Origin of the sequence: Bacillus sp. Je.9.29.b, assembly GCF_051129925.1 — a bacterium.
GTDB classification, from domain to species: domain Bacteria; phylum Bacillota; class Bacilli; order Bacillales; family Bacillaceae; genus Bacillus; species Bacillus safensis.
On sequence record NZ_JBCPSO010000003.1, the window covers coordinates 357,137 to 381,444 of the forward strand.

25 protein-coding genes are annotated in these 24,308 nt (G+C 42.9%); 23 read left to right on the forward strand and 2 right to left on the reverse strand.

Features of this window, described 5'->3' with window-relative positions; genetic code table 11:
* Positions 1-16 precede the first annotated feature (16 nt).
* From AAZR19_RS08005 to AAZR19_RS08035, 7 genes are all read left to right on the forward strand, one after another.
* Positions 17-1,210: an acetyl-CoA C-acetyltransferase gene (locus AAZR19_RS08005; protein ID WP_076840482.1), complete on the forward strand. Its 1,194-nt coding sequence runs from the start codon at positions 17-19 to the stop codon at positions 1,208-1,210.
* Positions 1,210-2,073: a 3-hydroxybutyryl-CoA dehydrogenase gene (locus AAZR19_RS08010; RefSeq protein WP_076840481.1), complete on the forward strand. Its 864-nt coding sequence runs from the start codon at positions 1,210-1,212 to the stop codon at positions 2,071-2,073. The genes AAZR19_RS08005 and AAZR19_RS08010 overlap by 1 nt, the downstream gene beginning before the upstream one ends.
* A gap of 11 nt (positions 2,074-2,084) precedes the next feature.
* Entirely contained in the window at positions 2,085-3,197 is a 1,113-nt protein-coding gene (locus AAZR19_RS08015) for an acyl-CoA dehydrogenase family protein (RefSeq protein ID WP_434702806.1), read from the forward strand.
* Positions 3,198-3,213: 16 nt separating this feature from the next.
* On the forward strand, positions 3,214-4,356 hold the full coding sequence (locus tag AAZR19_RS08020) for an acyl-CoA dehydrogenase (RefSeq protein WP_076840480.1): 1,143 nt from the start codon (positions 3,214-3,216) through the stop codon (positions 4,354-4,356).
* 146 nt (positions 4,357-4,502) lie between these two features.
* Entirely contained in the window at positions 4,503-4,700 is a 198-nt protein-coding gene (locus AAZR19_RS08025) for a hypothetical protein (protein WP_080769525.1), read from the forward strand.
* Positions 4,701-4,916: 216 nt separating this feature from the next.
* Positions 4,917-5,456, forward strand: a complete 540-nt coding sequence (gene rpoE / locus AAZR19_RS08030) for a DNA-directed RNA polymerase subunit delta (RefSeq protein ID WP_034281231.1) — start codon at positions 4,917-4,919, stop codon at positions 5,454-5,456.
* A gap of 239 nt (positions 5,457-5,695) precedes the next feature.
* Complete coding sequence (locus tag AAZR19_RS08035; RefSeq protein ID WP_087976048.1) at positions 5,696-7,303, forward strand: CTP synthase; 1,608 nt, start codon at positions 5,696-5,698, stop codon at positions 7,301-7,303.
* 40 nt (positions 7,304-7,343) lie between these two features.
* Here AAZR19_RS08035 and AAZR19_RS08040 read toward each other — a convergent pair whose 3' ends face one another.
* Entirely contained in the window at positions 7,344-7,874 is a 531-nt protein-coding gene (locus AAZR19_RS08040) for a DUF2529 domain-containing protein (RefSeq protein ID WP_202738518.1), read from the reverse strand.
* Between the two features lie 180 nt (positions 7,875-8,054).
* Between AAZR19_RS08040 and AAZR19_RS08045 the strand changes: the two genes are divergently transcribed.
* The 10 genes from AAZR19_RS08045 to AAZR19_RS08090 all read left to right on the forward strand — a co-directional run bounded on the left by AAZR19_RS08045 (position 8,055) and on the right by AAZR19_RS08090 (position 18,451).
* The gene (locus tag AAZR19_RS08045) at positions 8,055-8,429 is read left to right on the forward strand and encodes a response regulator (RefSeq protein ID WP_003214681.1); all 375 of its coding nucleotides are present in this window, start codon (positions 8,055-8,057) and stop codon (positions 8,427-8,429) included.
* A gap of 178 nt (positions 8,430-8,607) precedes the next feature.
* Positions 8,608-9,465: a class II fructose-bisphosphate aldolase gene (locus AAZR19_RS08050; protein WP_434702810.1), complete on the forward strand. Its 858-nt coding sequence runs from the start codon at positions 8,608-8,610 to the stop codon at positions 9,463-9,465.
* A 112-nt stretch (positions 9,466-9,577) separates the two neighbouring features.
* The gene (gene fsa, locus AAZR19_RS08055; RefSeq protein ID WP_003215343.1) at positions 9,578-10,216 is read left to right on the forward strand and encodes a fructose-6-phosphate aldolase; all 639 of its coding nucleotides are present in this window, start codon (positions 9,578-9,580) and stop codon (positions 10,214-10,216) included.
* A 247-nt stretch (positions 10,217-10,463) separates the two neighbouring features.
* Positions 10,464-11,753, forward strand: coding sequence for a UDP-N-acetylglucosamine 1-carboxyvinyltransferase (locus AAZR19_RS08060; RefSeq protein WP_024423746.1), 1,290 nt, complete (start codon positions 10,464-10,466; stop codon positions 11,751-11,753).
* Between the two features lie 32 nt (positions 11,754-11,785).
* A complete protein-coding gene (glpX, locus tag AAZR19_RS08065; protein WP_012011567.1) occupies positions 11,786-12,751 on the forward strand; it encodes a class II fructose-bisphosphatase in 966 nt (321 codons plus the stop codon).
* A 366-nt stretch (positions 12,752-13,117) separates the two neighbouring features.
* Complete coding sequence (rho, locus tag AAZR19_RS08070) at positions 13,118-14,401, forward strand: transcription termination factor Rho (RefSeq protein WP_008354975.1); 1,284 nt, start codon at positions 13,118-13,120, stop codon at positions 14,399-14,401.
* A gap of 132 nt (positions 14,402-14,533) precedes the next feature.
* Positions 14,534-14,734 carry a 50S ribosomal protein L31 gene (gene rpmE / locus AAZR19_RS08075; RefSeq protein WP_003215407.1) on the forward strand — a complete coding sequence of 67 codons (201 nt, stop codon included), beginning with the start codon at positions 14,534-14,536 and terminating at the stop codon, positions 14,732-14,734.
* Between the two features lie 87 nt (positions 14,735-14,821).
* The gene (locus AAZR19_RS08080) at positions 14,822-15,424 is read left to right on the forward strand and encodes a thymidine kinase (RefSeq protein ID WP_024426350.1); all 603 of its coding nucleotides are present in this window, start codon (positions 14,822-14,824) and stop codon (positions 15,422-15,424) included.
* Between the two features lie 279 nt (positions 15,425-15,703).
* Positions 15,704-17,404, forward strand: coding sequence for an oxaloacetate-decarboxylating malate dehydrogenase (malS, locus tag AAZR19_RS08085; RefSeq protein WP_024423744.1), 1,701 nt, complete (start codon positions 15,704-15,706; stop codon positions 17,402-17,404).
* A gap of 90 nt (positions 17,405-17,494) precedes the next feature.
* Positions 17,495-18,451 carry an AEC family transporter gene (locus AAZR19_RS08090; RefSeq protein ID WP_041108169.1) on the forward strand — a complete coding sequence of 319 codons (957 nt, stop codon included), beginning with the start codon at positions 17,495-17,497 and terminating at the stop codon, positions 18,449-18,451.
* 35 nt (positions 18,452-18,486) lie between these two features.
* On the opposite strand, the gene racA is transcribed toward AAZR19_RS08090, so the two are convergent.
* Positions 18,487-19,035 carry a chromosome-anchoring protein RacA gene (gene racA, locus AAZR19_RS08095; RefSeq protein WP_076840478.1) on the reverse strand — a complete coding sequence of 183 codons (549 nt, stop codon included), beginning with the start codon at positions 19,033-19,035 and terminating at the stop codon, positions 18,487-18,489.
* A gap of 210 nt (positions 19,036-19,245) precedes the next feature.
* Between racA and prfA the strand changes: the two genes are divergently transcribed.
* The 6 genes from prfA to AAZR19_RS08125 all read left to right on the forward strand — a co-directional run bounded on the left by prfA (position 19,246) and on the right by AAZR19_RS08125 (position 24,302).
* The gene (gene prfA, locus AAZR19_RS08100) at positions 19,246-20,313 is read left to right on the forward strand and encodes a peptide chain release factor 1 (RefSeq protein WP_024423741.1); all 1,068 of its coding nucleotides are present in this window, start codon (positions 19,246-19,248) and stop codon (positions 20,311-20,313) included.
* A complete protein-coding gene (prmC, locus tag AAZR19_RS08105) occupies positions 20,303-21,187 on the forward strand; it encodes a peptide chain release factor N(5)-glutamine methyltransferase (RefSeq protein WP_076840477.1) in 885 nt (294 codons plus the stop codon). The genes prfA and prmC overlap by 11 nt, the downstream gene beginning before the upstream one ends.
* A gap of 141 nt (positions 21,188-21,328) precedes the next feature.
* Positions 21,329-21,808, forward strand: a complete 480-nt coding sequence (locus AAZR19_RS08110) for a hypothetical protein (RefSeq protein WP_024423739.1) — start codon at positions 21,329-21,331, stop codon at positions 21,806-21,808.
* 121 nt (positions 21,809-21,929) lie between these two features.
* Positions 21,930-22,583, forward strand: coding sequence for a stage II sporulation protein R (gene spoIIR / locus AAZR19_RS08115; protein ID WP_229137102.1), 654 nt, complete (start codon positions 21,930-21,932; stop codon positions 22,581-22,583).
* 63 nt (positions 22,584-22,646) lie between these two features.
* A complete protein-coding gene (locus AAZR19_RS08120) occupies positions 22,647-23,099 on the forward strand; it encodes a GNAT family N-acetyltransferase (protein WP_076840476.1) in 453 nt (150 codons plus the stop codon).
* A gap of 150 nt (positions 23,100-23,249) precedes the next feature.
* Positions 23,250-24,302, forward strand: a complete 1,053-nt coding sequence (locus AAZR19_RS08125) for an L-threonylcarbamoyladenylate synthase (protein WP_080769524.1) — start codon at positions 23,250-23,252, stop codon at positions 24,300-24,302.
* Positions 24,303-24,308 lie beyond the last annotated feature (6 nt).

The following is a 24,308-nucleotide window of genomic DNA, read 5'->3' on the forward strand; positions in this document are numbered from 1 at the left end:
ACGGGGAGGGGCATACATGAGTTCGACGGTCATTGTATCTGGAGCAAGAACACCATTTGGAAAACTAGGCGGTGCTCTCAGTGGTTTGACTGCCGCAGAACTAGGCGGTATAGCGATCAAGGCTGCACTGGAAAGAGTTTCGGGTTCTCATGAAATAGATGAGGTCATTATGGGATGTGTGTTACAAGGAGGGCAAGGGCAGATTGCTTCAAGGCAAGCAGCAAGATATGCTGATCTTCCTTGGTCTGTTCCAACACAAACCATCAATAAAGTCTGTGCATCCGGAATGCGCAGTGTGACTGCAGCAGATCAAATCATTCGAGCCGGAGATGCTGAGGTCATCGCAGCGGGCGGTATGGAATCTATGTCTCACGCTCCTTATGTGCTAAAAAAAGCGCGATGGGGCTACAAAATGGGAGATGGTGCAGTACAAGATGCGATGATTTTAGATGGGTTAACCTGTTCGTTTACAGGCGTTCATATGGGTGAGTATGGAAGTATGGCTGCAAAGGAGCTCGGCATCACGCGCGAAGAGCAGGATCTGTGGGCACTCAGAAGTCATGAACGGGCCATCGAAGCGCAAAAAAACGGCTTTTTTGAGCATGAAATCACCCCCGTCACCGTCAAAATAAAAACGGGAGAACGGCTGATCACAGAAGATGAGTCTCCGCGGCGTGATACGTCATATGAACGGCTGTCAAAGCTCATGCCTGTTTTTGATCAGAAGGGTACCATCACCGCTGGAAATGCACCAGGTGTCAATGATGGTGCAAGTGCGCTCCTTTTAATGAAAGACACGTATGCTGCACGGCATGACGTAAAGCCAATGGCAGTCGTTCTCGGTCATGCTCAGGTTGCTGTAGAGGCGAAGGATTTTCCGAAAACACCAGCCTTTGCTATCGAGAAGCTTTTAAAGAAAACAGGAAAGCGCCTAGAGGATATTGATTTGTTTGAAATCAATGAGGCCTTTTCAGCTGTGGCTTTGGCATGTGAAAAAATAACCGGGATCGACCGGCGGAAAATGAATATCAACGGGGGGGCTGTCGCACTCGGTCATCCGATTGGGGCAAGCGGAACACGCGTGATATTGACATTGATTCATGCATTAAGACAAAGAGGTGGAGGCATTGGCATTGCGGCGATTTGCAGCGGAGGCGGTCAAGGAGATGCCATCATGATAAAGGTAGATGAAAAGGGAGGCGTTTATTGATGAGTATAGAAGAGACCGTTATGGTCGTTGGGGCTGGTCAAATGGGATCAGGCATTGCCCAAGTGTTTGCTCAGTCAGGCTATACAGTCCTGCTCCATGATGTATCAGAAAAGCAGATTCATCGAGCGATTTCCTCCATGACCAAACAACTGACGAAGCGGGCAGAAAAAGGAAAGCTGGCACATCAGGCAGTCCGAGATATCACGCAGCGGCTTGCCGTTTCCACAGATTTAAAAGACGTCAAGCAGGCTCATTTAGTCATAGAAGCCGCATCAGAACAAATGAGTGTGAAAAAACAAATCTTTGAAACACTTGATCAATTTGCAGAGGCTGAGGCCATATTTGCGACAAACACGTCTTCCTTGTCGATCACAGAATTAGCAGCTGTGACGAGCAGACCGGAGAAAGTGATTGGCATGCATTTTATGAATCCGGTTCCTGTCATGAAACTGGTTGAAGTCATTCGAGCGCTGCAAACAAGTGATGACACATATCAAGTTGTTTATGAAACAGCGAAGACATTAAACAAAACCCCAATTGAAGTGGAAGATTTCCCAGGGTTTGTATCAAATCGCATATTGATGCCAATGATCAATGAAGCCATTTACACCTTATATGAAGGCGTAGCAGATGCAGAAAGTATTGATGGCGTGATGACACTTGGGATGAATCATCCAATGGGGCCGCTTCGTCTAGCTGATTTCATCGGACTGGATACATGTTTATTTATTATGAATACCCTTCACGAGGGACTTGGAGACAGCAAATATCGACCTTGTCCTCTTTTGAAAAAATACGTGAATGCAGGCTGGCTGGGCAAAAAGACAAAGAGAGGTTTTTACACATACCACGACCACTTATAGGGGGAGTCAAGATGGATGTTTTGCTTACGGATCAACAGCGTCTCTGGAGAGAACAGACAGCAGAATTTGCACGCCAGCGTATATTCCCTGAAGTAGAAGCCATGGAACAAGGCCGGTTTCCAAAAAACCTTTTAAGTGAAATGGGACGGCAAGGCTATCTTGGGATTCCAATACCAGCTTCGTATCAAGGCTTAGGAGCAGATTTTACAACGTATATCATCGCAATCCATGAATTATCGAAAGTGAGTGCGACCATCGGTGTCATTGTGTCCGTTCATACATCTGTTGTGACGATGCCTATTTTGACTTTTGGAACGAAGGAACAAAAAGAAACTTATGTGCCGCCGCTTGCATCCGGGGAGAAGCTGGGCGCCTTTTGTCTGACTGAACCAAAGGCCGGATCAGATGCCTCCAGTATTCAGTTAAGAGCAGAGCGGATGGGCGGCGATTATGTATTAAATGGGACGAAAATCTTTATCACAAGCGGTGGGGAAGCAGAACTGTATCTTGTTTTCGCAGTGACCAATCCGGCTTCTGCGAGAAAAAATATATCGGCGTTCATTGTCGAGAAAGATACGCCGGGATTTACGATTGGAAAAGATGAGAAAAAGATGGGACTGCACGGTTCAAAAACAGTCACGCTTCATTTTGATGGCGTGCGGATTCCAAAAGATCAGCTGCTCGGTGCAGAAGGAGAGGGTTTTCAAATTGCCATGTCCAGCCTAAATGCAGGGAGAATCGGAATTGCGGCTCAAAGCCTTGGCATTGCAGAAGCCGCTTTAACCGAGGCAGTGGTCTATTTAAAGCAGCATCCAGTAGGTCTTGAAACGACCATTCGACTGGGCGATTTGGCGGCGAAGCTTGAGGCGGCCAAACTGCTTGTCTATCAAGCGGCTTCTTTCAAAGAGGCAAATCGACCGGTCACAAAGGAAGCATCAATGGCAAAGCTATTTGCGTCAAAAACGGCGGTGGAGATCAGTACAGAAGCGATCCATTTGCTAGGCATGGATGGTTATACGAATCGCTATCAAGCAGAACGTTACTTTCGTGATGCGAAAATTTGTGAAATCTATGAAGGAACAAGTGAAATTCAAAGGCTGGTCATCTGTAAACAGCTAATATGAAACGAGGTGGCTCACGATGCAGTTCCAATTAAGTGATGAACATGAAATGATTCAAAAAATGGTGAGAGACTTTGCGAAAAATGAAGTGGAGCCAACAGCAGCAGATCGAGACGAAACAGAGACATATGATCCATCTATTTTTCGCAAAATGGCGGAGCTCGGTTTAACAGGTATTCCTTGGCCGGAAGACGTGGGCGGAATCGGCAGTGACTATTTAGCCTACGTCATAGCAGTTGAGGAGCTTTCAAGAGTGTGCGCCTCTACAGGTGTCACCCTGTCCGCTCATACATCTCTTGCTTCATGGCCAATCTATACATTTGGAACAAAGGAACAAAAAGAGAACTACTTAAAGCCGCTTGCAGAAGGGCAGAAGATAGGAGCATATGCGCTCACTGAGAGCGGTTCTGGTTCAGATGCAGGCGGGATGAAGACAACGGCCGTCAAGGCAGGCAGTGAATATGTCCTGAACGGGGCGAAAATTTTTATTACAAATGGAGGCATTGCAGATTATTATATTGTGTTTGCCGTAACAGACCAAGAAGCTTCGTCTCGAAATACAACTGCTTTTATTGTAGAAAAAGAGACACCTGGTTTTTCCGTTGGCAAAAAGGAAAGCAAACTGGGCATACGTTCTTCGCCAACAACTGAAATTCGATTTGAAGATTGCCGAATTCATGAAAGGAACCGGCTCGGTCAAGAAGGAGAAGGGTTCAAAATAGCCATGATGACACTCGATGGCGGCAGAAACGGCATTGCTGCACAGGCGGTTGGGATTGCGCAAGGCGCTCTTGATGCGGCGGTTGATTATGCCAAGGAGCGTAAACAATTTGGCAAACCAATCATTCAGCAGCAAGGGATCGCCTTTAAGCTGGCTGATATGGCAACAGCGATTGAAGCATCAAGGCTGCTTACTTACCAGGCGGCATGGCTCGAAACAAAAGGCCTCCCGTATGGAAAGGAATCAGCCATGTCCAAGCTCTTTGCCGGTGATACAGCGATGAAGGTGACGACAGAAGCGGTTCAAATCTTCGGCGGATACGGCTACACAAAGGATTACCCAGTCGAACGATACATGCGTGATGCGAAAATCACTCAAATTTATGAAGGAACTCAGGAAATCCAGCGCCTGGTCATCTCAAGGAAACTGCTAGATATGTAGAAAACAAGCAAAGACCGCCTGAACGTGAGGTGGTCTGTTTTCGTTCGTCATGCAGTTTTCAAATGTAAGCGCATTGTCAATGTTCATCCATATCACCAGCGTGTTATGTTAAAATTAGGGAAAATATCAATATGGAGGTTATGATGATGAACTCAACAATTATGGGCATTTTGGCAATCGTCACGATGGTGATCTGGATCATGGTGTCCGCGGAGCTTTCGAAATCTCCAAAGAAGCAGGAAGAAAAAGAAAACAGCCGCAGAAAACTAATCGTACTCATGTCTGCTGGAATGTTATTCACGATTCCTATCGTTGTCTCATTCATTCAGAACATCCAATTTTAAAACAGACGAGAAAAAACTGAACGACAAAAAGCATGCCGTACACACTCTAGGTGCTCCCCGTGAGAAAAATCAAAAATTAACATCAATAAAGGTGGCATAAACTCCCCTAATTTGTTTATAATGAGAGGTATGGTTTGTCGTAAGAATAAGGTATAAATACTTATTATTTCACTGATAAATGGATACATACATGTAATAGAAAGGGAGTGTCTGACCTTGAGTTTGAAAGAATACTCACAGGAACAGCTCAAACAAATGTCTTTAGTTGAACTTGCTTATGAAATTTTCAGAGACAGCAAAACACCAATTACGTTTTCCGAGTTAATAGATGAAATTATCCGTTTGCAAGGAATACAAAAATCCGATCTTGATGATCGACTTGCTCAATTTTATACAGACTTAAATATAGATGGCCGCTTTATTTCGTTAGGTGATCAGAGATGGGGACTTCGCAGCTGGTATCCAGTTGATCAAATCGAAGAAGAAGTTCAGCCAGCTGTGAAAACAAAAGCGAAAAAGAAAAAATCAAAAGCAGCTGTCGTTGAAGACGACTTCGATGAGATCGAAGAGGAAGAAGAAATCGACGAGCTTGAAGAAGACCTTGATCTTGTTGAAGACGACGATGATCTCGACCTAGACGATGATGAAGAAATTGAAGAAGATCTTGAAGACTTCGACGAAGATGACGATGAAGATGATGACGGCTTAACGGAGATTGATGAAGACGATTTAGACGATGATGAGGAAGACAAATAACCCTCTCAAACCGGTCTTCAAAACAGGACAAAACCGTCTTGACTTTCGAGAGCGAACTATGTAGTATGTATTTTGGGCTCTCTAAAAAAGAGTACGTAAAGATACGTTCATTTACGCTCCCTTTCATTTATTTGAAAGGGAGCTTTCTTATTTTTCAAGAGATTTAGGGATACACTCTAAAAAGGATGAAGCTGTGCATGTGTAGACATGCAAGGGTAAAAAAGAGAGGAGCATACGAAATGACAAAGTATATTTTTGTAACAGGAGGAGTTGTTTCCTCACTTGGAAAAGGAATCACGGCTGCATCGTTAGGCCGCCTTCTGAAAAATAGAGGGATGGATGTCACCATTCAAAAATTCGATCCATACATCAACGTAGACCCAGGGACAATGAGTCCATACCAGCACGGTGAGGTTTTTGTCACAGATGATGGCGCTGAAACAGACCTTGACTTAGGTCACTACGAGCGTTTCATTGATATTAACTTAAATAAGTACAGCAACGTCACAACTGGTAAAATCTACTCTACTGTTCTGAAGAAAGAGCGCCGCGGTGATTACTTAGGTGGAACAGTACAGGTCATTCCCCACATTACGAATGAAATCAAAGACCGCGTGTACCGTGCCGGAAAAGAAACGGGTGCAGATGTGGTCATTACAGAAATCGGCGGAACAGTAGGAGATATCGAATCCCTTCCATTCCTTGAAGCCATTCGTCAAATGAAGAGTGACATCGGCCGTGAAAACGTGATGTACATTCATTGTACCCTTGTTCCTTACATCCGTGCAGCGGGTGAATTGAAAACAAAACCAACACAGCATAGTGTAAAAGAACTTCGCAGTCTTGGTATTCAGCCAAACGTCATCGTGGTCAGAACGGAAATGCCAATGACGCAAGATATGAAGGACAAAATTGCGCTATTTTGTGATATTGATACAAAAGCTGTTATCGAATGTCAGGATGCAGACACGCTATACTCCATTCCGCTTGATTTACAAAAACAAGGGCTGGACAAGCTAGTATGTGAACATATGAAACTTGACTGCCAAGATGCGGACATGACGGAGTGGACAGCGCTTGTTGATAAAGTGCAAAACCTTTCGAAACAAGTCACAATTGGTCTTGTAGGGAAGTATGTTGAGCTGCAAGATGCTTATATTTCTGTCGTTGAATCACTTCGTCATGCTGGTTATGCGTTTGATGCAGATGTTCAGATTAAATGGATCAATGCAGAAGAAGTGACAGCAGGGAATATCGCTGATTTCGTACAAGATGTGGACGGCATTATTGTTCCTGGAGGCTTCGGAGACCGCGGAGTAGAAGGGAAAATCATTGCTACACAATATGCCCGTGAAAACAAAGTGCCATTCTTCGGAATCTGCTTAGGAATGCAAGTGGCATCTATCGAATACGCGAGAAACGTATTAGGCCTTGAGGGAGCTCATTCAGCGGAAATTGATCCTGAAACAGCATTCCCAATCATTGACCTTCTTCCAGAACAGAAGGATGTAGATGATCTAGGCGGAACACTTCGTCTCGGTCTATACCCTTGTAAATTAAATGAAGACTCAAAAGCATTTGCTGCATACAATGACGAAGTGGTCTACGAACGCCACCGTCATCGTTACGAGTTCAATAACGAATACAGACAGCAAATGGAAGCAGCAGGCTTTGTCTTCTCTGGTACAAGCCCAGATGGACGTCTTGTTGAAATTATCGAGCTGAAGGATCACCCTTGGTTCCTTGCTTCTCAGTTCCACCCAGAATTCGTTTCAAGACCGACAAGACCACAGCCATTATTTAGAGATTTCGTTGGTGCTTCACTTCAAGCATCTGAATCAAAATAAAACAAAAAACTGCCGAGAATATCACTTCTCGGCAGTTTTTTTATTCATATTCCTCGACGATTTCCTTCACAGTAAACGATAGAGCGTGGTAGACGTATAAGCAGGTCATTAAAGCAGGATAACCAAACCTTGTCCCATCTTCAGCAGGCACAAGCGGTTTCTTGAGCTGGAAATCAATGTGGACATCACAATGCTCTTCAATCGTAGACGGCTCCTTTTGTGCCGGCCCTACACCAACAACGGGCGTACCTTGTTCGTGCAGTTCTTTTGCAAGAGATTGAATTTCTGGATCTTCTGGGTCTGAATAAAATAGCAGCACCCTGTCACTTGGATGAAGTAAGCTGCGCTCCTTTTGATCGAGCGGCAGTACCTTCGCACCGGGAAATGGCTCCTTGCTTTCAGATGCCTCTAGGGCGACAGCAGCCAGTTCATTCTTTCCGTGAAAATAAACGGCATGTCCACTGACCACAGCCTGTGCAAGAAGGCGTGCACCATCCTCAATCGCTTCAGCCTGCTTTTCTCCAATACGTGAAAAAATACCTGATAACTGGGTCGTAAAAATTTTTAACAAGACTGATTTCCTCCTTCGGTCAGATCATTTTATAATAGAATATAAAGAGAATATTAGGAAAAATGCTCAGAAAATGTCGTAAAGTAAACTATTATAATTAAAGGAAATGTGAAAATCAAACAGAATTATTTAACAACAGCTCTTTTTATGGCGAAAAATGAAAGCAATGGGGTGTAACAGATGAATGAGAAAATTTTAATTGTCGATGATCAGTACGGTATTAGAATATTATTGAATGAAGTGTTTCATAAAGAAGGCTATCAAACCTTTCAAGCTGCCAATGGACTTCAGGCATTAGATATTGTGAAAAACCATAGACCGAACCTTGTCCTGCTTGATATGAAAATTCCCGGAATGGATGGTATTGAAATTTTAAAACGAATGAAATTAATTGATGAAGACATTCGTGTCATCATTATGACAGCCTATGGAGAATTAGATATGATCCAAGAATCCAAAGAACTCGGTGCATTGACGCACTTCGCTAAGCCTTTTGATATTGATGAAATCCGAGATGCTGTTAAAGAATACCTGCCGCTTGAAACAAATGGCTAGATGGAAATGATTGAATCGAGTCATTCTGTTGCCGATTTGTCGAATAATTGGTATTCTAGAAAAGAAGAAGAAAGCGATCTGACTTTGAAAGTTTACATATGGCGAGAAATTCTGGTCATGCTAGGGTGGAGAGCTTTTTTTAGCAAGCAAATTAGCTACATAGGGAGGATTTTTCATCATGCCTTTAGTTTCAATGACAGAAATGTTGAAAGACGCAAAGGAAAAAGGTTACGCTGTTGGACAGTTTAACTTAAATAACTTAGAATTCACGCAAGCGATTTTACAAGCTGCTGAAGAAGAGAAATCTCCTGTTATCTTAGGAGTATCTGAAGGAGCAGGACGCTACATGGGCGGCTTCAAAACAGTTGTCGCAATGGTTAAAGCGTTAATCGAAGAATATAATGTAACAGTTCCTGTTGCGATTCATTTAGATCACGGTTCAAGCTTTGAATCTTGTGCAAAAGCGATTCATGCAGGATTTACTTCTGTCATGATCGATGCTTCTCACCACCCATTCGATGAGAATGTGGAAACAACTGCGAAAGTCGTTGAACTTGCACATTTCCATGGTGTGTCTGTAGAAGCTGAACTTGGAACTGTTGGTGGGCAAGAAGATGACGTCATCGCTGAGGGCGTTATTTATGCTGATCCAAAAGAGTGCCAAGAGCTTGTAGAACGCACTGGTATTGACTGCCTTGCACCTGCATTAGGTTCAGTACATGGTCCATACAAAGGTGAACCAAACCTTGGTTTCGCTGAAATGGAAGAAATTGGTAAAACGACTGATCTTCCACTTGTTCTTCACGGCGGAACAGGTATCCCAACTGCTGACATCAAGCGTGCAATTTCACTTGGTACAGCAAAAATCAATGTAAACACTGAAAACCAAATTGCTTCTGCGAAAGCAGTACGCGAAACACTTGCTGCAAAAACAGAAGAGTATGATCCACGTAAATATCTTGGACCAGCTCGTGACGCAATTAAAGCGACTGTTATCGGCAAAATGCGTGAATTTGGTTCTTCTAACCAAGCATAATTTGATGAGAACCGAAAGCCGCCTGAGTCACAGGCGGTTTTCTCCATATCTTGAGAAAGCGCAATCAAAATTTACATTTCAGACAATTTATTGATAGGAGAGTGGCACGATTATGTTATTTTTCGTAGATACAGCGAATATCGCAGACATCAAAGAGGCGCACGAGCTTGGCATTTTAGCAGGCGTCACAACAAACCCTAGTTTAGTAGCGAAAGAAAAGGACGTATCATTTCACGACCGTCTTCGCGAAATCACTGACGTGGTATCAGGTTCTGTCAGTGCAGAAGTCATTTCCCTCAAAGCTGAAGAAATGATTGAAGAAGGAAAAGAGCTTGCTGCTATTGCACCAAATATCACGGTTAAAATTCCAATGACAACAGATGGTCTTAAAGCTGTCAAAGCGTTAACAGACCTTGGAATTAAAACAAACGTCACTTTGATTTTTAGTGCAAACCAGGCACTTCTTGCAGCTAGAGCTGGTGCGACGTATGTTTCTCCATTCCTTGGCCGCTTAGATGACATTGGCCAAAATGGACTTGATCTCATCAGCGAAGTGAAAACTATTTTTGATGTTCATGGATTAGATACACAAATCATTGCTGCATCCATTCGTCATCCGCAGCATGTGACAGAAGCTGCGCTTAGAGGTGCTCATATCGGCACAATGCCGCTGAAAGTCATCAAGCAGCTGACGAAACACCCATTAACGGATGCAGGCATTGAGCAATTTTTAGCAGACTGGAATAAATAAATGATTGTGGCAGGCGGGATCGTCTCTCGTTTGCCGCAGTTTTCCTTATAAACGCTAAGAAATGTTTTGTGCAAAGAAGAGAACATCACAGCCTCGCAAAGCTTCGATTATTTTTCTTCCGACAAATTTCGTTTAACCTGTATTCTTTCTCTTGATATTGGCTAAATTTTGGACAAGACCTTTTAAAGCGCGACATCCACAAACAGTATAACTCCAACAGTGATCTTCTTTAAGAAGGGAGACAAATATGGAAAAGTTAAACATTGCCGGCGGTGATCCCTTGCGCGGGACCGTACATATTAGTGGTGCGAAAAATAGTGCTGTGGCACTGATTCCTGCCACGATTCTCGCTGATTCTCCAGTAACCATTGAAGGCCTTCCGCATATATCAGATATCGACACATTACGGGATCTGTTAGAAGAAATTGGCGGAAAGGTCACTTTTGAAAAAGGTGAAATGGTTGTTAATCCTGTTTCCATGATCAGTATGCCGCTTCCTAATGGAAAAGTGAAGAAACTCCGTGCATCCTATTATTTAATGGGCGCCATGCTGGGCAGATTTAAGCAGGCTGTCATCGGACTGCCAGGAGGATGCCACTTAGGACCTAGGCCGATCGATCAGCATATCAAAGGCTTTGAAGCACTTGGAGCCGAGGTGACAAACGAGCAGGGTGCGATTTATTTGCGCGCTGAAAAATTAGTCGGAGCCCGGATTTATCTTGATGTTGTCAGTGTAGGTGCGACGATCAACATCATGCTGGCAGCCGTACTGGCTGAAGGAAAAACCGTGATTGAAAATGCTGCAAAGGAACCCGAAATTATTGATGTAGCAACACTGCTTGCAAGCATGGGAGCCAAAATCAAAGGTGCGGGTACCGATGTCATTCGAATCGAAGGTGTAGAATCTCTTCATGGCTGTAAGCATTCGATCATCCCTGACCGCATCGAAGCAGGAACATTTTTAATAGCTGGTGCAGCGATGGGAGATGAAGTTGTACTTGATAATGTGATCCCAACTCATTTAGAATCAATTACGGCGAAACTTAGAGAAATGGGGTTCACCATTGAAACGAGCAACGATCAGATGCTGATCGTTGGCAGAAACGAAGGACTCAAGCCTGTCGATATCAAAACCCTTGTGTATCCGGGCTTTCCGACTGATCTTCAGCAGCCGATGACGGCGCTGTTAACAAAAGCGAAAGGCACGAGTGTGGTCACAGATACGATCTACTCAGCCCGCTTTAAGCACATTGACGAATTGCGTCGAATGGGTGCAAACATGAAGGTCGAAGGAAGATCTGCTATTATTACCGGACAAACGCAGCTCCAAGGAGCAAAGGTCAAAGCAAGTGATCTGCGTGCAGGCGCTTGTCTTGTTGTCGCAGGGTTAATGGCAGACGGTGTGACCGAAATCACAGGGCTTGAACATATAGACAGAGGATATAGTTTGCTTGAGAAGAAGCTTGAAGGCTTGGGTGCAACCATCTGGCGTGAAAAGCTGAATGACCAAGAAATAGAAGAACTTCAAAATTCATAAGGCTTTGACTGTGAGAGGAGATTTGGACAAAAATGGAAAGAAGTTTATCGATGGAACTAGTACGGGTGACAGAAGCAGCTGCATTAAAATCTGCCCGTTGGATGGGAAGAGGATTAAAAGACGAAGCGGACGATGCTGCAACAAGTGCAATGCGTGATGTATTTGACACCATTCCGATGAAGGGAACAGTGGTCATTGGCGAAGGAGAAATGGACGAAGCACCAATGCTTTATATTGGGGAAAAGCTTGGGAACGGATATGGACCTCGCGTGGATGTCGCTGTTGATCCATTAGAAGGAACAAACATTGTGGCAAGCGGCGGCTGGAATGCCTTAGCTGTCATTGCAGTTGCAGATCATGGCAACCTGCTGAATGCACCTGATATGTACATGGATAAGATCGCAGTAGGTCCAGAAGCGGTAGGCTGCATCGACATTGAAGCGCCTGTCATTGATAATCTTCGCGCTGTTGCAAAAGCAAAAAACAAAGATATTGAAGATGTGGTTGCAACGATTTTAAACAGAGATCGACATGAGAAAATTATTGCTGAACTGAGAGAAGCAGGAGCAAGAATTAAACTGATCGACGATGGTGACGTTGCAGGAGCCATTAATACAGCATTTGATCACACAGGTGTTGATATTCTATTTGGTTCAGGCGGAGCGCCTGAGGGTGTCCTTTCTGCTGTTGCGTTAAAGGCACTTGGTGGTGAAATTCATGGTAAGCTTCTTCCTCAAAGTGAAGAAGAACTAAGACGCTGTGAGAAAATGGGGCTGGATGTTGGGAAAGTCCTCAGAATGGAAGATCTCGTAAAAGGAGATGACGCCATTTTTGCAGCGACAGGTGTAACGGACGGTGAATTACTTAAAGGTGTTCAATTCAAAGGCTCTGTGGGAACAACACATAGTGTTGTCATGCGTGCGAAATCAGGTACGGTTCGTTTCGTAGACGGCAGACACAGCTTAAAGAAAAAACCGAATCTTGTCATTCGTCCGTAATCTGAAAGCGGGTATTCATTACCCGCTTTTCATATAGGTGTCAAATGTATATCATTTTCTTTTAAAAGTTGAATATTCTCTGCAAATGAGGTAAAACTAAAGAGTGCTGCGAAATTTTCTGCGAATTTACTTCTTTTAAGCTTCAACAAAGTTTAAATACTGCCGCATCATGACGATATACTCATTATCCTTCTCTATGTTGACAAAGCTCTATTTCACATTGTTCCTATCTTTCACGATAAAACGAGTGGGAGCGTTACCATCAGAGCGAGGTCATTCCAACAACAACGGAATTAAAAGCTAATCAAATACAATGGTCATGCATTTGTAAAGAAATACATTGACTAGAAAAGTGTGGTGTCCATATTGAAAGATGTATCGATTTCATCTTTGGAAAATATGAAATTAAAAGAGCTGTATGAGTTAGCAAAGCGATACAAAATCTCTTATTACAGCAAACTAACAAAAAAAGAATTAATTTTTGCCATTTTAAAGGCGAACGCTGAGCAAGAGGATCTCTTATTTATGGAAGGGGTTCTTGAAATTATTCAGTCTGAGGGATTTGGTTTCTTAAGACCGATTAACTACTCCCCAAGTTCTGAAGACATTTATATTTCAGCTTCACAAATCAGACGCTTTGATTTACGAAATGGAGATAAAGTGTCTGGAAAGGTACGACCTCCAAAAGAGAATGAACGCTACTATGGCCTCCTTCATGTAGAAGCGGTAAATGGGGACGACCCAGAATCAGCGAAGGAACGTGTTCACTTTCCTGCTCTCACACCGCTATTTCCTGACCGTCAAATGATTCTTGAAACACAGCCTAATCACCTGTCTACTAGAATTATGGACATGATGGCGCCAGTTGGATTTGGACAGCGTGGTTTAATCGTTGCACCGCCTAAGGCTGGGAAAACCATTTTGCTTAAAGAAATTGCCAACAGCATCTCTGAAAATCACCCAGAGGCAGAGCTGATTGTCCTTTTGATTGACGAACGTCCAGAAGAAGTAACAGATATCGAACGTTCTGTTGCAGGGGATGTTGTTAGTTCAACCTTTGACGAAGTACCGGAAAACCACATTAAAGTAGCAGAGCTTGTCTTAGAGCGTGCTATGCGTCTTGTTGAACATAAAAAGGATGTCATCATCTTAATGGACAGCATCACAAGACTTGCTCGTGCATACAACCTTGTGATTCCGCCAAGCGGCCGAACGCTTTCAGGCGGTATTGATCCGGCGGCTTTCCATCGTCCAAAACGCTTCTTTGGTGCTGCGCGTAACATTGAAGAAGGCGGAAGCTTGACGATTTTAGCCACTGCACTTGTTGATACAGGCTCACGTATGGATGACGTGATTTATGAAGAGTTTAAAGGAACTGGAAACATGGAGCTTCATTTGGACCGTTCTTTGGCCGAAAGAAGAATTTTCCCTGCGATCGACATTCGCCGTTCTGGTACGAGAAAAGAAGAACTGCTTGTGCCAAAAGAGCATCTTGATCGTCTATGGGCGATGAGAAAATCGATGTCAGATACACCTGACTTCGCTGAGAAGTTCATGCGCAAAATGAGAAAAACAAAGACAAACCAAGAATTTTTCGATATTTTAACGCAAGAATGGAAACAAGCCAATATGTCTGCATCAAGAAGATAGCTTTCCTGAAAAAATACATTTGCAATCATAGACTCACACTGTTATAATTTTATCATGTGCGTTTCAGAATTTATTTCTGAGATATTAACTCTGTTTCCGAATTGGATTCAGGGCGGAAGGAGATGACAGTAGATGAAAACAGGAATTCATCCTAACTACAAAAAAGCTACAGTCAAATGCGCTTGTGGAAATGAGTTTGAAACTGGATCAGTAAAAGAAGAGGTACGCATCGAGATTTGCTCTGAGTGCCATCCTTTCTATACAGGCCGTCAAAAATTCGCTTCTGCTGATGGACGTGTTGACCGCTTTAACAAAAAATACGGTCTTAAGTAATAATAGATACAATAAACAGGCAGGAATCCGTTCTTGCCTGTTTTTTTACGTGGATTGATGGAACTTTAAAACGGGGGAGAAGACCTTATGTATGTGATGAAACAAAGCGGTTGGCTTGAAGTCATCTGCGGCAGTATGTTTTCTGGAAAGTCGGAAGAATTGATTCGGAGAGCCAAAAGGGCCACCTTTGCCAAACAAGAAGTAAAAATATTCAAACCATCGATTGATAACCGATATAGTACAAGCTCAGTTGTGTCACATAACGGTTCATCATTAGATGGGATTGCAGTAGCCTCACCAAAAGACATAATAACGCACATATCAGAAAGAACCGATGTCATTGGCATTGATGAGGTGCAATTTTTTGATGAGACAATCATTGACATTGTCACTCAATTGGCTGACCAAGGCTATCGAGTCATTGTTGCAGGCCTGGATCAAGACTTCAGAGGAGAGCCATTTGGTGTTGTTCCGCATTTAATGGCATGTGCAGAGCTTGTAACAAAACTTCAAGCAGTTTGTTCGGTATGCGGCTCCCCAGCGAGTAGAACACAACGCTTGATCGACGGTAAACCCGCATCCTATGATGATCCTATTATTTTAGTAGGTGCGCAGGAATCATACGAAGCACGATGCAGACATCACCATGAAGTACCAAGACTTGATGTTGGTACAACACTTGACAAATAAAAAAATAGCAAATGCCGCTGTGTTTCGTTTTTAGAAATTTTGGCTGAACACCCATCATTTGTACTTAAATAAATTAAATAACACTACGATTAAATTATCTAATTTTCAACGCTTGCGTTTTGTCATAAGCAGGCATAAAATGACTAACTGTAGTGTAAAGCATTTAAACGAAAAGTTCGATTTCTTGTCATAATTTTTTTGATTAAGGATTTTTCTCCTTAATCGTTCTTTGGATTAATAGTTCACTTTATTTATATTTTAGAAAGAGGGTAGTTTTTGATGAACAACGTGAAGAAAACAAAAGAAGGGTACCTCGAAACCACTTTGACAGGTAAAGATGTATTATCGATTCCAACGTTGAACAAAGGCGTTGCTTTCTCTGAAGAAGAAAGACAAGAGCTTGGACTAGAAGGCTTACTTCCTCCAACGGTTCTAACTTTAGAACAGCAAGCGGAAAGAGCGTACAAGCAGTTTCTAGCTCAGCCGGATCGTCTTCGTCAAAACGTATACTTAAGTGATTTGCAAAACCGTAACGAAGTATTGTTCTACAAGCTTCTAACAGAAAAGCTTCGTGAAATGCTTCCAGTTGTGTACACACCAACTGTTGGTGAAGCGATTCAAGAATACAGCCATGAATACAGAAGGCCTCATGGTGTTTATCTTTCAATCGACGACATTGACGGAATCGAGAAAGCATTTGAAAACTTGCACGCAACTGCTGGAGATATTGACCTCATCGTTGCAACTGACTCTGAGAGTATTCTTGGAATTGGTGACTGGGGTGTTGGTGGTATCAACATCGCAATCGGTAAATTAGCTGTTTACACGGCTGCAGCAGGTATTGATCCTAGCCGCGTGATTCCAGTTGTATTAGATGTTGGAACAAACAATGAAAAATTATTGAATGATCCATTATACATTGGGAACCATCACAAACGTGTACAAGGTGAAAAATACGAAGAATTCATTGATGCTTATGTGAAAGCAGCACTTAAATTCTTCCCGAAAGCATTGCTTCACTGGGAAGACCTTGGAAACAAAAATGCGCGTAACATCATGAAAAAATACAACGATAACATCTTAACGTTCAACGATGATATTCAAGGTACTGGTGCCATTACTTTAGCGGGTGTTCTTGCAGCTGTCAAGAAAACTGGTACTCAATTGAAAGATCACCGTGTTGTCATCTTCGGAGCTGGATCAGCTGGTATCGGAATCGCAGATCAAATGCGTGACACAATGGTTCTTGAAGGTCTAACAGAAGAAGAAGCAAACAATGCATTCTGGACATTAGACTACAGAGGATTGCTAACAGATCAATTTGAAGATGAAGTGCTTGATTTCCAAAAACCATACCTGCGTACTTCTGATGAAGTAGAAGGCTGGGCACGCGATGAAAAAGGACAAATCTCATTTGCTGAAACTGTTCGCAGGGTGAAGCCTACCATCCTTATTGGTACATCAGGTCAAGGCGGCGCATTCACTGAAGAAATCATTAAAGAAATGGCAGCTCATACAGAGCGTCCAGTGATCATGCCAATGTCTAACCCAACACCGCTTGCTGAAGCAGTGCCAGAGGATCTATTCAAATGGACTGACGGCCGTGCGCTTGTTGCAACAGGAAGCCCGTTCGAAAACGTTGAGTATAACGGAATTGAACATGAAATCGGACAATCAAACAATGCGTTCGTTTTCCCTGGACTTGGTCTTGGTTCAATCGTAACAGAATCAAAAATCATCACAAAAGGCATGTTCGTTGCTTCTGCGAATGCAATTGCTGAAATGGTTGATCATGAGAAACCAGGTGCTGGTCTTCTTCCAAGTATTGATAAATTGCAAGAAGTGTCAATTCATGTAGCTGTTGAAGTAGCGAAAGCAGCAATTGAAGATGGTGTCGCAAGAAAAACGCCTGACAACATCGAACAAGCTGTGAAAGACGCAATGTGGATTCCTGAATATAAAAAAATTGTAAGAGCATAATAAAATGTGTAACGCGGCATTGCTTCGGGTAATCTAAGCAATGCCGCAATAAATAAGAAACATGTAAAGGATTTAAGGAGGAAGAGTAAGATGGACTTTTTAAATATTTTGATCCTCCTAGCACCGATTTTTTTCGTTATCGCGCTGGGTTGGTTCGCAGGGAACTTCGGCAGCTATGACGCTAAATCTGCAAAAGGTGTAAGTACACTTGTTACAAAGTATGCTTTACCAGCGCACTTTATCGCCAGTATTCTGTCAACACCAAAAGATAAATTCTATAGTCAAATTCCATTTTTCGTTGCATTGATTTTCGGAATCGTTGGTTTTTATATCATTATCCTTTTAGTTACGAAATTTGCTTTTAAATATGATTTAACAGATTCTTCTGTTTTCTCGTTAAACTCAGCACAACCGACCTTTGCATTTATGGGGATTCCGGTCTTGGGCAGTTTATTTGGGGCTCAAGAGGTTGCAATTCCGATTGCGATTACCGGAATAGTTGTAAATGCACTGCTTGATCCAATTGCAATTATTGTATCAACTGTCGGTGAAAAAACAAAAGGAAAAACAAAAGACGGCGAAAGCTTCCTAAAAATGACGACAAAAGCGATTTTGCACGGTTTATCAGAGCCGCTTGCACTTGCACCGTTAGCCAGTATCATTCTTGTTCTTTTAGGATTTAAACTTCCTGCAATTGGACATGAAATGTTAGAGGAAATTGGCAGCGTCACATCAGGTGTGGCATTATTCGCAGTCGGTGTCACTGTTGGTATCCGCAAAATTAAATTAAGCTTGCCAGCCTTCAGTATTGCATTGCTAAAAGTAGCTGTACAACCATTACTTATGTATTTCATTGCCGTTCTTATGGGTCTTTCGGCTGATGAAATTACAAAAGCTGTATTGCTTGTTGCCTTCCCAGGTTCAGCTGTTGCAGCGATGATCGCAACACGATTTGAAAAACAAGAGGCGGAAACTGCATCCGCATTTGTAATCAGTGCCATCATGTCACTCATTACATTACCGATCATTATTGCACTTACCGTATAATATAGTAGAAAGGCTGCCAAACGAGGCAGCCTTTCTTAGCGAAATGAATGAAACAGAGGGAAGAGTACACGCTTTTTTTTGATGTCGGGGTTTGCGATTTCCTCTTTTTCTTCTACTTGTGACGGTTGTTTCAAGGATGCGGCGAGGCGGTCAAATTTTGTGGATAAGTCTTCAATTTCTCTGCGGTGCTGAAGCAGCTGATACGATACACCTTCATCTGCTTTTTTAGCCAATTTCCGTTCAAGTTCTTGCAGGCGGTCTTCTACATCAGTGACATGTAATTGCTGCTGAATGAGCGCTTTCACTTGTTTTTCTAATGCTTCAATCCGCTGTATAGAGACATCAGCTTCGGCAGCAGGTGCTGATTGACGAACGGTTTCCTTATGGATTGGCAGTTGAATATCTTGGAGGATCACACCTTCACTCATTTGGTATTTGACCTCTTTGAGCAGCTGTACAATATCTTCATGAAATTCATAATGTCCAAGTTCATTCCGGGCGACAGGGATGTTGAGCTGTTTGACCCAGCGCTGAATCGTCTTTGAAGAAACACCAATTTCCTTTGCAACCTCATTTGTATTCAAAACAAATGCCCTCCCTTTTTTCAATTACAAGTACCATTCTCTTTAAGGAGTTCCTGTTCCTTCACGTTAGACAAAACAAGTAACCAATCGCCAAAGATCGTGTTTTCTAGCGAAAAATTGCAGGAAATCAATTGTTTTGGAAATTTTTTTGACTGTCATACCCCGCTATACTATAATTAGACTGTTACGCACAAAACAGAGGTGAAGACCATGTTAGACCGTTTAAAATCAATTGAAGAACGCTATGAAAAGCTAAATGAATATTTAAGTGACCCTGAAGTGGTGAACGACCCTAAGAAGCTTCGTGAATATTCGAAAGAACAATCCGATATTCAAGAAACTGTTGAGGTATATAGACAATATCGTGCGGCATACGACCAGCTGAATGATGCGAAAGCAATGCTCGAAGAGAAGCTGGATGCCGAGATGCGCGACATGGTCAAAGAAGAAATTTCAGAGCTCACGGAAGAAACGGAACGTTTAGAAGACGAGCTGAAAATCTTGCTGATCCCGAAAGATCCGAATGACGATAAGAACGTTATTGTGGAGGTTCGTGGTGCAGCGGGTGGAGAAGAGGCTGCTCTTTTTGCGGGAAATCTTTACCGTATGTACAGCCGTTATGCTGAAATGCAAGGCTGGAAAACGGAAGTCATGGAAGCAAGTGTCACTGGCACAGGCGGTTATAAAGAAATCATCTTTATGATCAGCGGGAAAGGCGCATACTCCAAACTAAAGTTTGAAAATGGTGCACACCGCGTGCAGCGTGTTCCAGAAACAGAATCAGGCGGACGGATCCATACATCTACTGCGACAGTCGCTGTATTACCTGAGGCTGAGGAAGTTGAAATTGATATCCATGAAAAAGACATCCGTGTAGATACATTTGCATCAAGCGGACCTGGCGGACAAAGTGTCAATACGACCATGTCTGCTGTTCGATTAACTCACCTTCCAACAGGTGTTGTTGTGTCCTGTCAGGATGAGAAATCACAAATTAAAAACAAAGAAAAAGCCATGAAAGTGCTGCGTGCGAGAATTTATGATAAATTCCAGCGTGAAGCACAGGCTGAATATGATCAAACACGTAAATCTGCGGTTGGAACAGGGGATCGTTCAGAGCGTATCCGTACGTACAACTTCCCGCAAAACCGTGTAACAGACCACCGCATCGGATTGACGATTCAAAAGCTTGATCAAATTTTAGAAGGAAAACTTGACGAGGTCATTGATGCACTAATTATGGAAGACCAAGCAAGAAAGCTTCAAGATGCAAAATAAAGAGCGAACAATCTTCGAAGCCCTTAAATGGGCTTCTTCTTTGTTAACGGAAGCTGGCAGAGACCAAAATGCAGCAGAACTCCTGTTGATGCATGTGCTCGGCTGGAGCAGAAGTGAGCTTCTTGCACGATTTCATGATGCGCTGCCTGAGGAGCAAGATCAACTGTTCAGCAAATTTGTGACGCAGCACAGGGCGGGTGTTCCTGTTCAGCATTTAACGGGTGTTGAATTCTTTTACGGACGTCCTTTCGAGGTGAACAAGCATGTTCTCATCCCTCGTCCTGAAACGGAAGAAGTTGTTTTGGCGGCGCTCCATTTGGTAGGTGACGTTTTCCCGCCCGATCAGCCGCTCAAAGCAGTTGACGTTGGCACAGGAAGCGGGGCCATTGCGATTACGCTGGCTCTTGAAAAAAAATCACTATCTGTCACAGCGACTGATATCTCACAAGAAGCGCTTGCGGTAGCAAAACGAAATCAACAAACGCTCGGTGCAGACGTTCATTTTTTACATGGAGATTTACTTGAACCGGTTATAGCTCAAGGCATCAAAGTGGACGTATTTATTTCCAATCCACCTTATATTGCGGCGGAAGAAATGGACAGTTTGTCTGAGGTTGTGACAAAGCATGAGCCGGTGAATGCGCTGACGGACGGACGTGATGGCTTGTGGTTTTATCAGCGTCTCGTTCATGATCTTCCCAGCGTGCTGAGTGATCAGGCAGTTGTTGTCTTTGAAATTGGACATACGCAAGGTCAAGATGTCACAGCGCTTCTTGAGCAGGCATTTCCTAAAGCGGATGTCTGCATCGTCAAAGATATTAACGGAAAAGATCGAGCTGTTTGCGCACACATTCAAAACGGAAAGTCCGGCTGAAGAAAGCCGGACTATTTTATTATGTAAAGATGAAACTTATGGTAAAAGAGAAACGTATATATAGAAGAATGAACATTCTGATCATGATTTTTTACATAAATTTGTTTTGAAGGAGCGAATGGTGTGAACAAAAGGTATGCGATGGTGTTGGTCATCGTCAGTGTACTATTGATTGTGAGTGCTTGTGGTAAACCGAGCTTTAAAAAAGAGGCAGCAGCATTTGGAGAAAGCTATAAAAAAGCACAATACACAGTGAATCGAACGGATGACCTATCTGACATGAAAGAGAAGCTGAAGGTTTATTTAACCGAACATGAATATCAAGAATATACACAAGACAGCATGTTCCCGAGCATATTAGAAGCGGCGAAGGATCAAGATTGTCAAATAAAGCTGAAAAAAATTATGTTTACGCCTTCAGATGAAAGCGATGACAGAATTGAATTTAACTATGAAATGGTGATCCAATTTATCGATCAAAAAGGAAAAGTCAAAAAAGAAATCGAGAAAAAAGGAGCCATGACTGTCATCAAAACAGAATCTGGTTTAAAAATCAGCCGAGATTGGGATGGAAGACTATACCCTTCTGACTACCAATCCTCACTCAAAAGTCGTTCTTAATGAGAGCGGCTTTTTTGTTTTGACTCATAATCTATTAAAAAATTCATGTTGACTGTTTATGAAATGTGTTTCCTGGACACAATGTTTGTAGCGAAGAGAAAAGTGGGGGGAACACACAATGTTGAAAAGTAAAACGATGATTTGTCTTTATATGTTTCTATTATTATGCGGTGCTTTTGCAAACCTTGGCAGAGAGGAGACAGCGGCTGCTTCTGCAAATCAGCCTGTTGTCATACCAGATGAAGCGATTCGATTACGCATTTTAGCAAATAGTGATCGTTCAGCGGATCAGGATGTGAAAAGAAGTATTCGTGACGAGGTCAATGCGAGTATGACGGAGTGGGTGAAAGACCTCACATCCATTGAAGAAGCAAGACGTGTCATTCGATCAAAGCTGCCAGAAATCAATCGTATTGCTAAAGCGAAATTGAAGGAACAGCACATAGATCAATCCGTATCGGTCAGTTTTCAAAAAGCTTCATTTCCAACAAAGCTCTATGGAAATTTCGTCTACCCTGCTGGGAAATATGAAGCCATTTTAATTACGCTTGGAGAAGGAGACGGAGCCAACTGGTGGTGTGTGTTATTTCCGCCGCTCTGCTTTATCGATTTTTCAAACGGAGAAGCCATCGCCTCACCAGAAGGGGATGATGATAAACAAGTGACAGCGCAGCAAACGAAAGAGTCTGTTAATGAAGTGGTGAAAGAAGAGGAAGAAGAGACAGGTGAAGTGAAGTTCTTTTTGTTTGAATGGGTCTCTAGTCTTTTCTCTTAAAAAAGGTATAAATCGGTTTTTGCCTCATAGAGTTGAAGTAAGAGATCAAAAAGAGGTGAAAGCATGTATTATCAATTAAGAATAGCTACAGAACAAGATGTCCCGGCGATCAATGCTTTTCTTGAAAAGGGACAAGCAAAAGGAGGAGTAACGCTTGCGGAGCGAACGGCATTTGTAGTGATGGAAGATGCGGATGGTCAGCTGGCAGGCTGCTTAGGTCTTGAACAGCTCAATGAACAAGAGGGATTGCTGCGGTCTCTTGTCATATCAGATAAGCTCGGTCAGGGACACATTGTCTCTTTGTTCCAAAGTGTTCAAACGCTCGGTGAAAAAATGGGTGTGGATACTTTTTATGTCGTCGCAAACCATTCCTCTTCCCATGATTTTTTGGCATTAATGGGCTTTGCGCCTTTAAAGGAAATTCCAGAAAGCATATGGAGCTCTGCACATGCAAAAGAGACATTGGGGAAAGAACAGGCTGTGGTCCTGCAAAAAAGGCAGTTAATCACAAAATGATGGACTTATACACATACTTATCCACTACAAAACAAGCGTTATCCACAAATTGTGGACAACGCTTGTTTTATTTATCATCATCTTTTATACTTTCAAAAGGATAATTGAGATATATCAACAGTTTTATCTTTTTTAAAAGGAGTTTGTATGATGTTAAATACAAAAAGGTGGTCTGTGGATTTAGAAAAGGATTTATCCACATACTATCCACAAATTAAACAGGCGGCCGATCTGCTGCAGCAAAATGAAGTGGTTGCTTTCCCGACAGAGACCGTTTACGGACTCGGGGCAAATGCGAAAGAGACAGAAGCCGTTATGAAAATTTATGAAGCGAAAGGGCGTCCGAGTGATAATCCGTTGATTGTTCACATTGCGGAGGTTCAGCAGCTTCACGAATTTGCACAAATAGAAAGCGAAAAAGCGGAGGCGCTGATGGATGCCTTTTGGCCGGGCGCCTTAACTATCGTTCTTCCGTGTAAGCCGGGCACTTTATCAAAGCAGGTTACAGCAGGTTTATCCACAGTAGGTGTGAGAATGCCTGACCATCCCATTGCGCTTGAGCTCATCCGAGCAGCTGGTCTGCCAATTGCTGCACCAAGTGCCAATCGTTCGGGAAAACCTTCACCAACACAAGCAGACCATGTAGCGAGTGATCTCGAAGGAAGAATCGCTGGGATTGTAGATGGCGGTTCAACTGGTATTGGCGTTGAGTCAACGGTTGTATCCTGTATCGGTGAGACCCCAGTGATTTTAAGACCAGGCGGAATTACAAAAGAAGCATTAGAAGAGGTCGTGGGGACGGTGAGTGTGGACCCAGGGCTGACAAAAAAGGACGAAGCGCCTGTATCGCCGGGAATGAAATACACACATTATGCACCTGAAGCCAAGATGTATATCTTTCATGGAAGTGATGAAGACATGCAGCGTCACATACAGAAATACAAAGCTGAAGGGCTAAAAGTCGGAGTGCTGACAACAGAAGAAAAGAAATCGCTGTTTGCGGCAGATGTTGTGTACAGCTGTGGATATAGAGAAAAACCTGAAACGGTTGCTGCAAACCTCTATCGTGTACTGAGACAATTTGATGAAACGGATGTAGACTTGATTATTTCAGAAGCCTTTTCAGAGCAGGGAGTTGGTTCTGCCATTATGAACCGTCTGCAAAAAGCCGCAGGAGGGCGTACACTCCCTTCGTTCCAATAGTTCTAA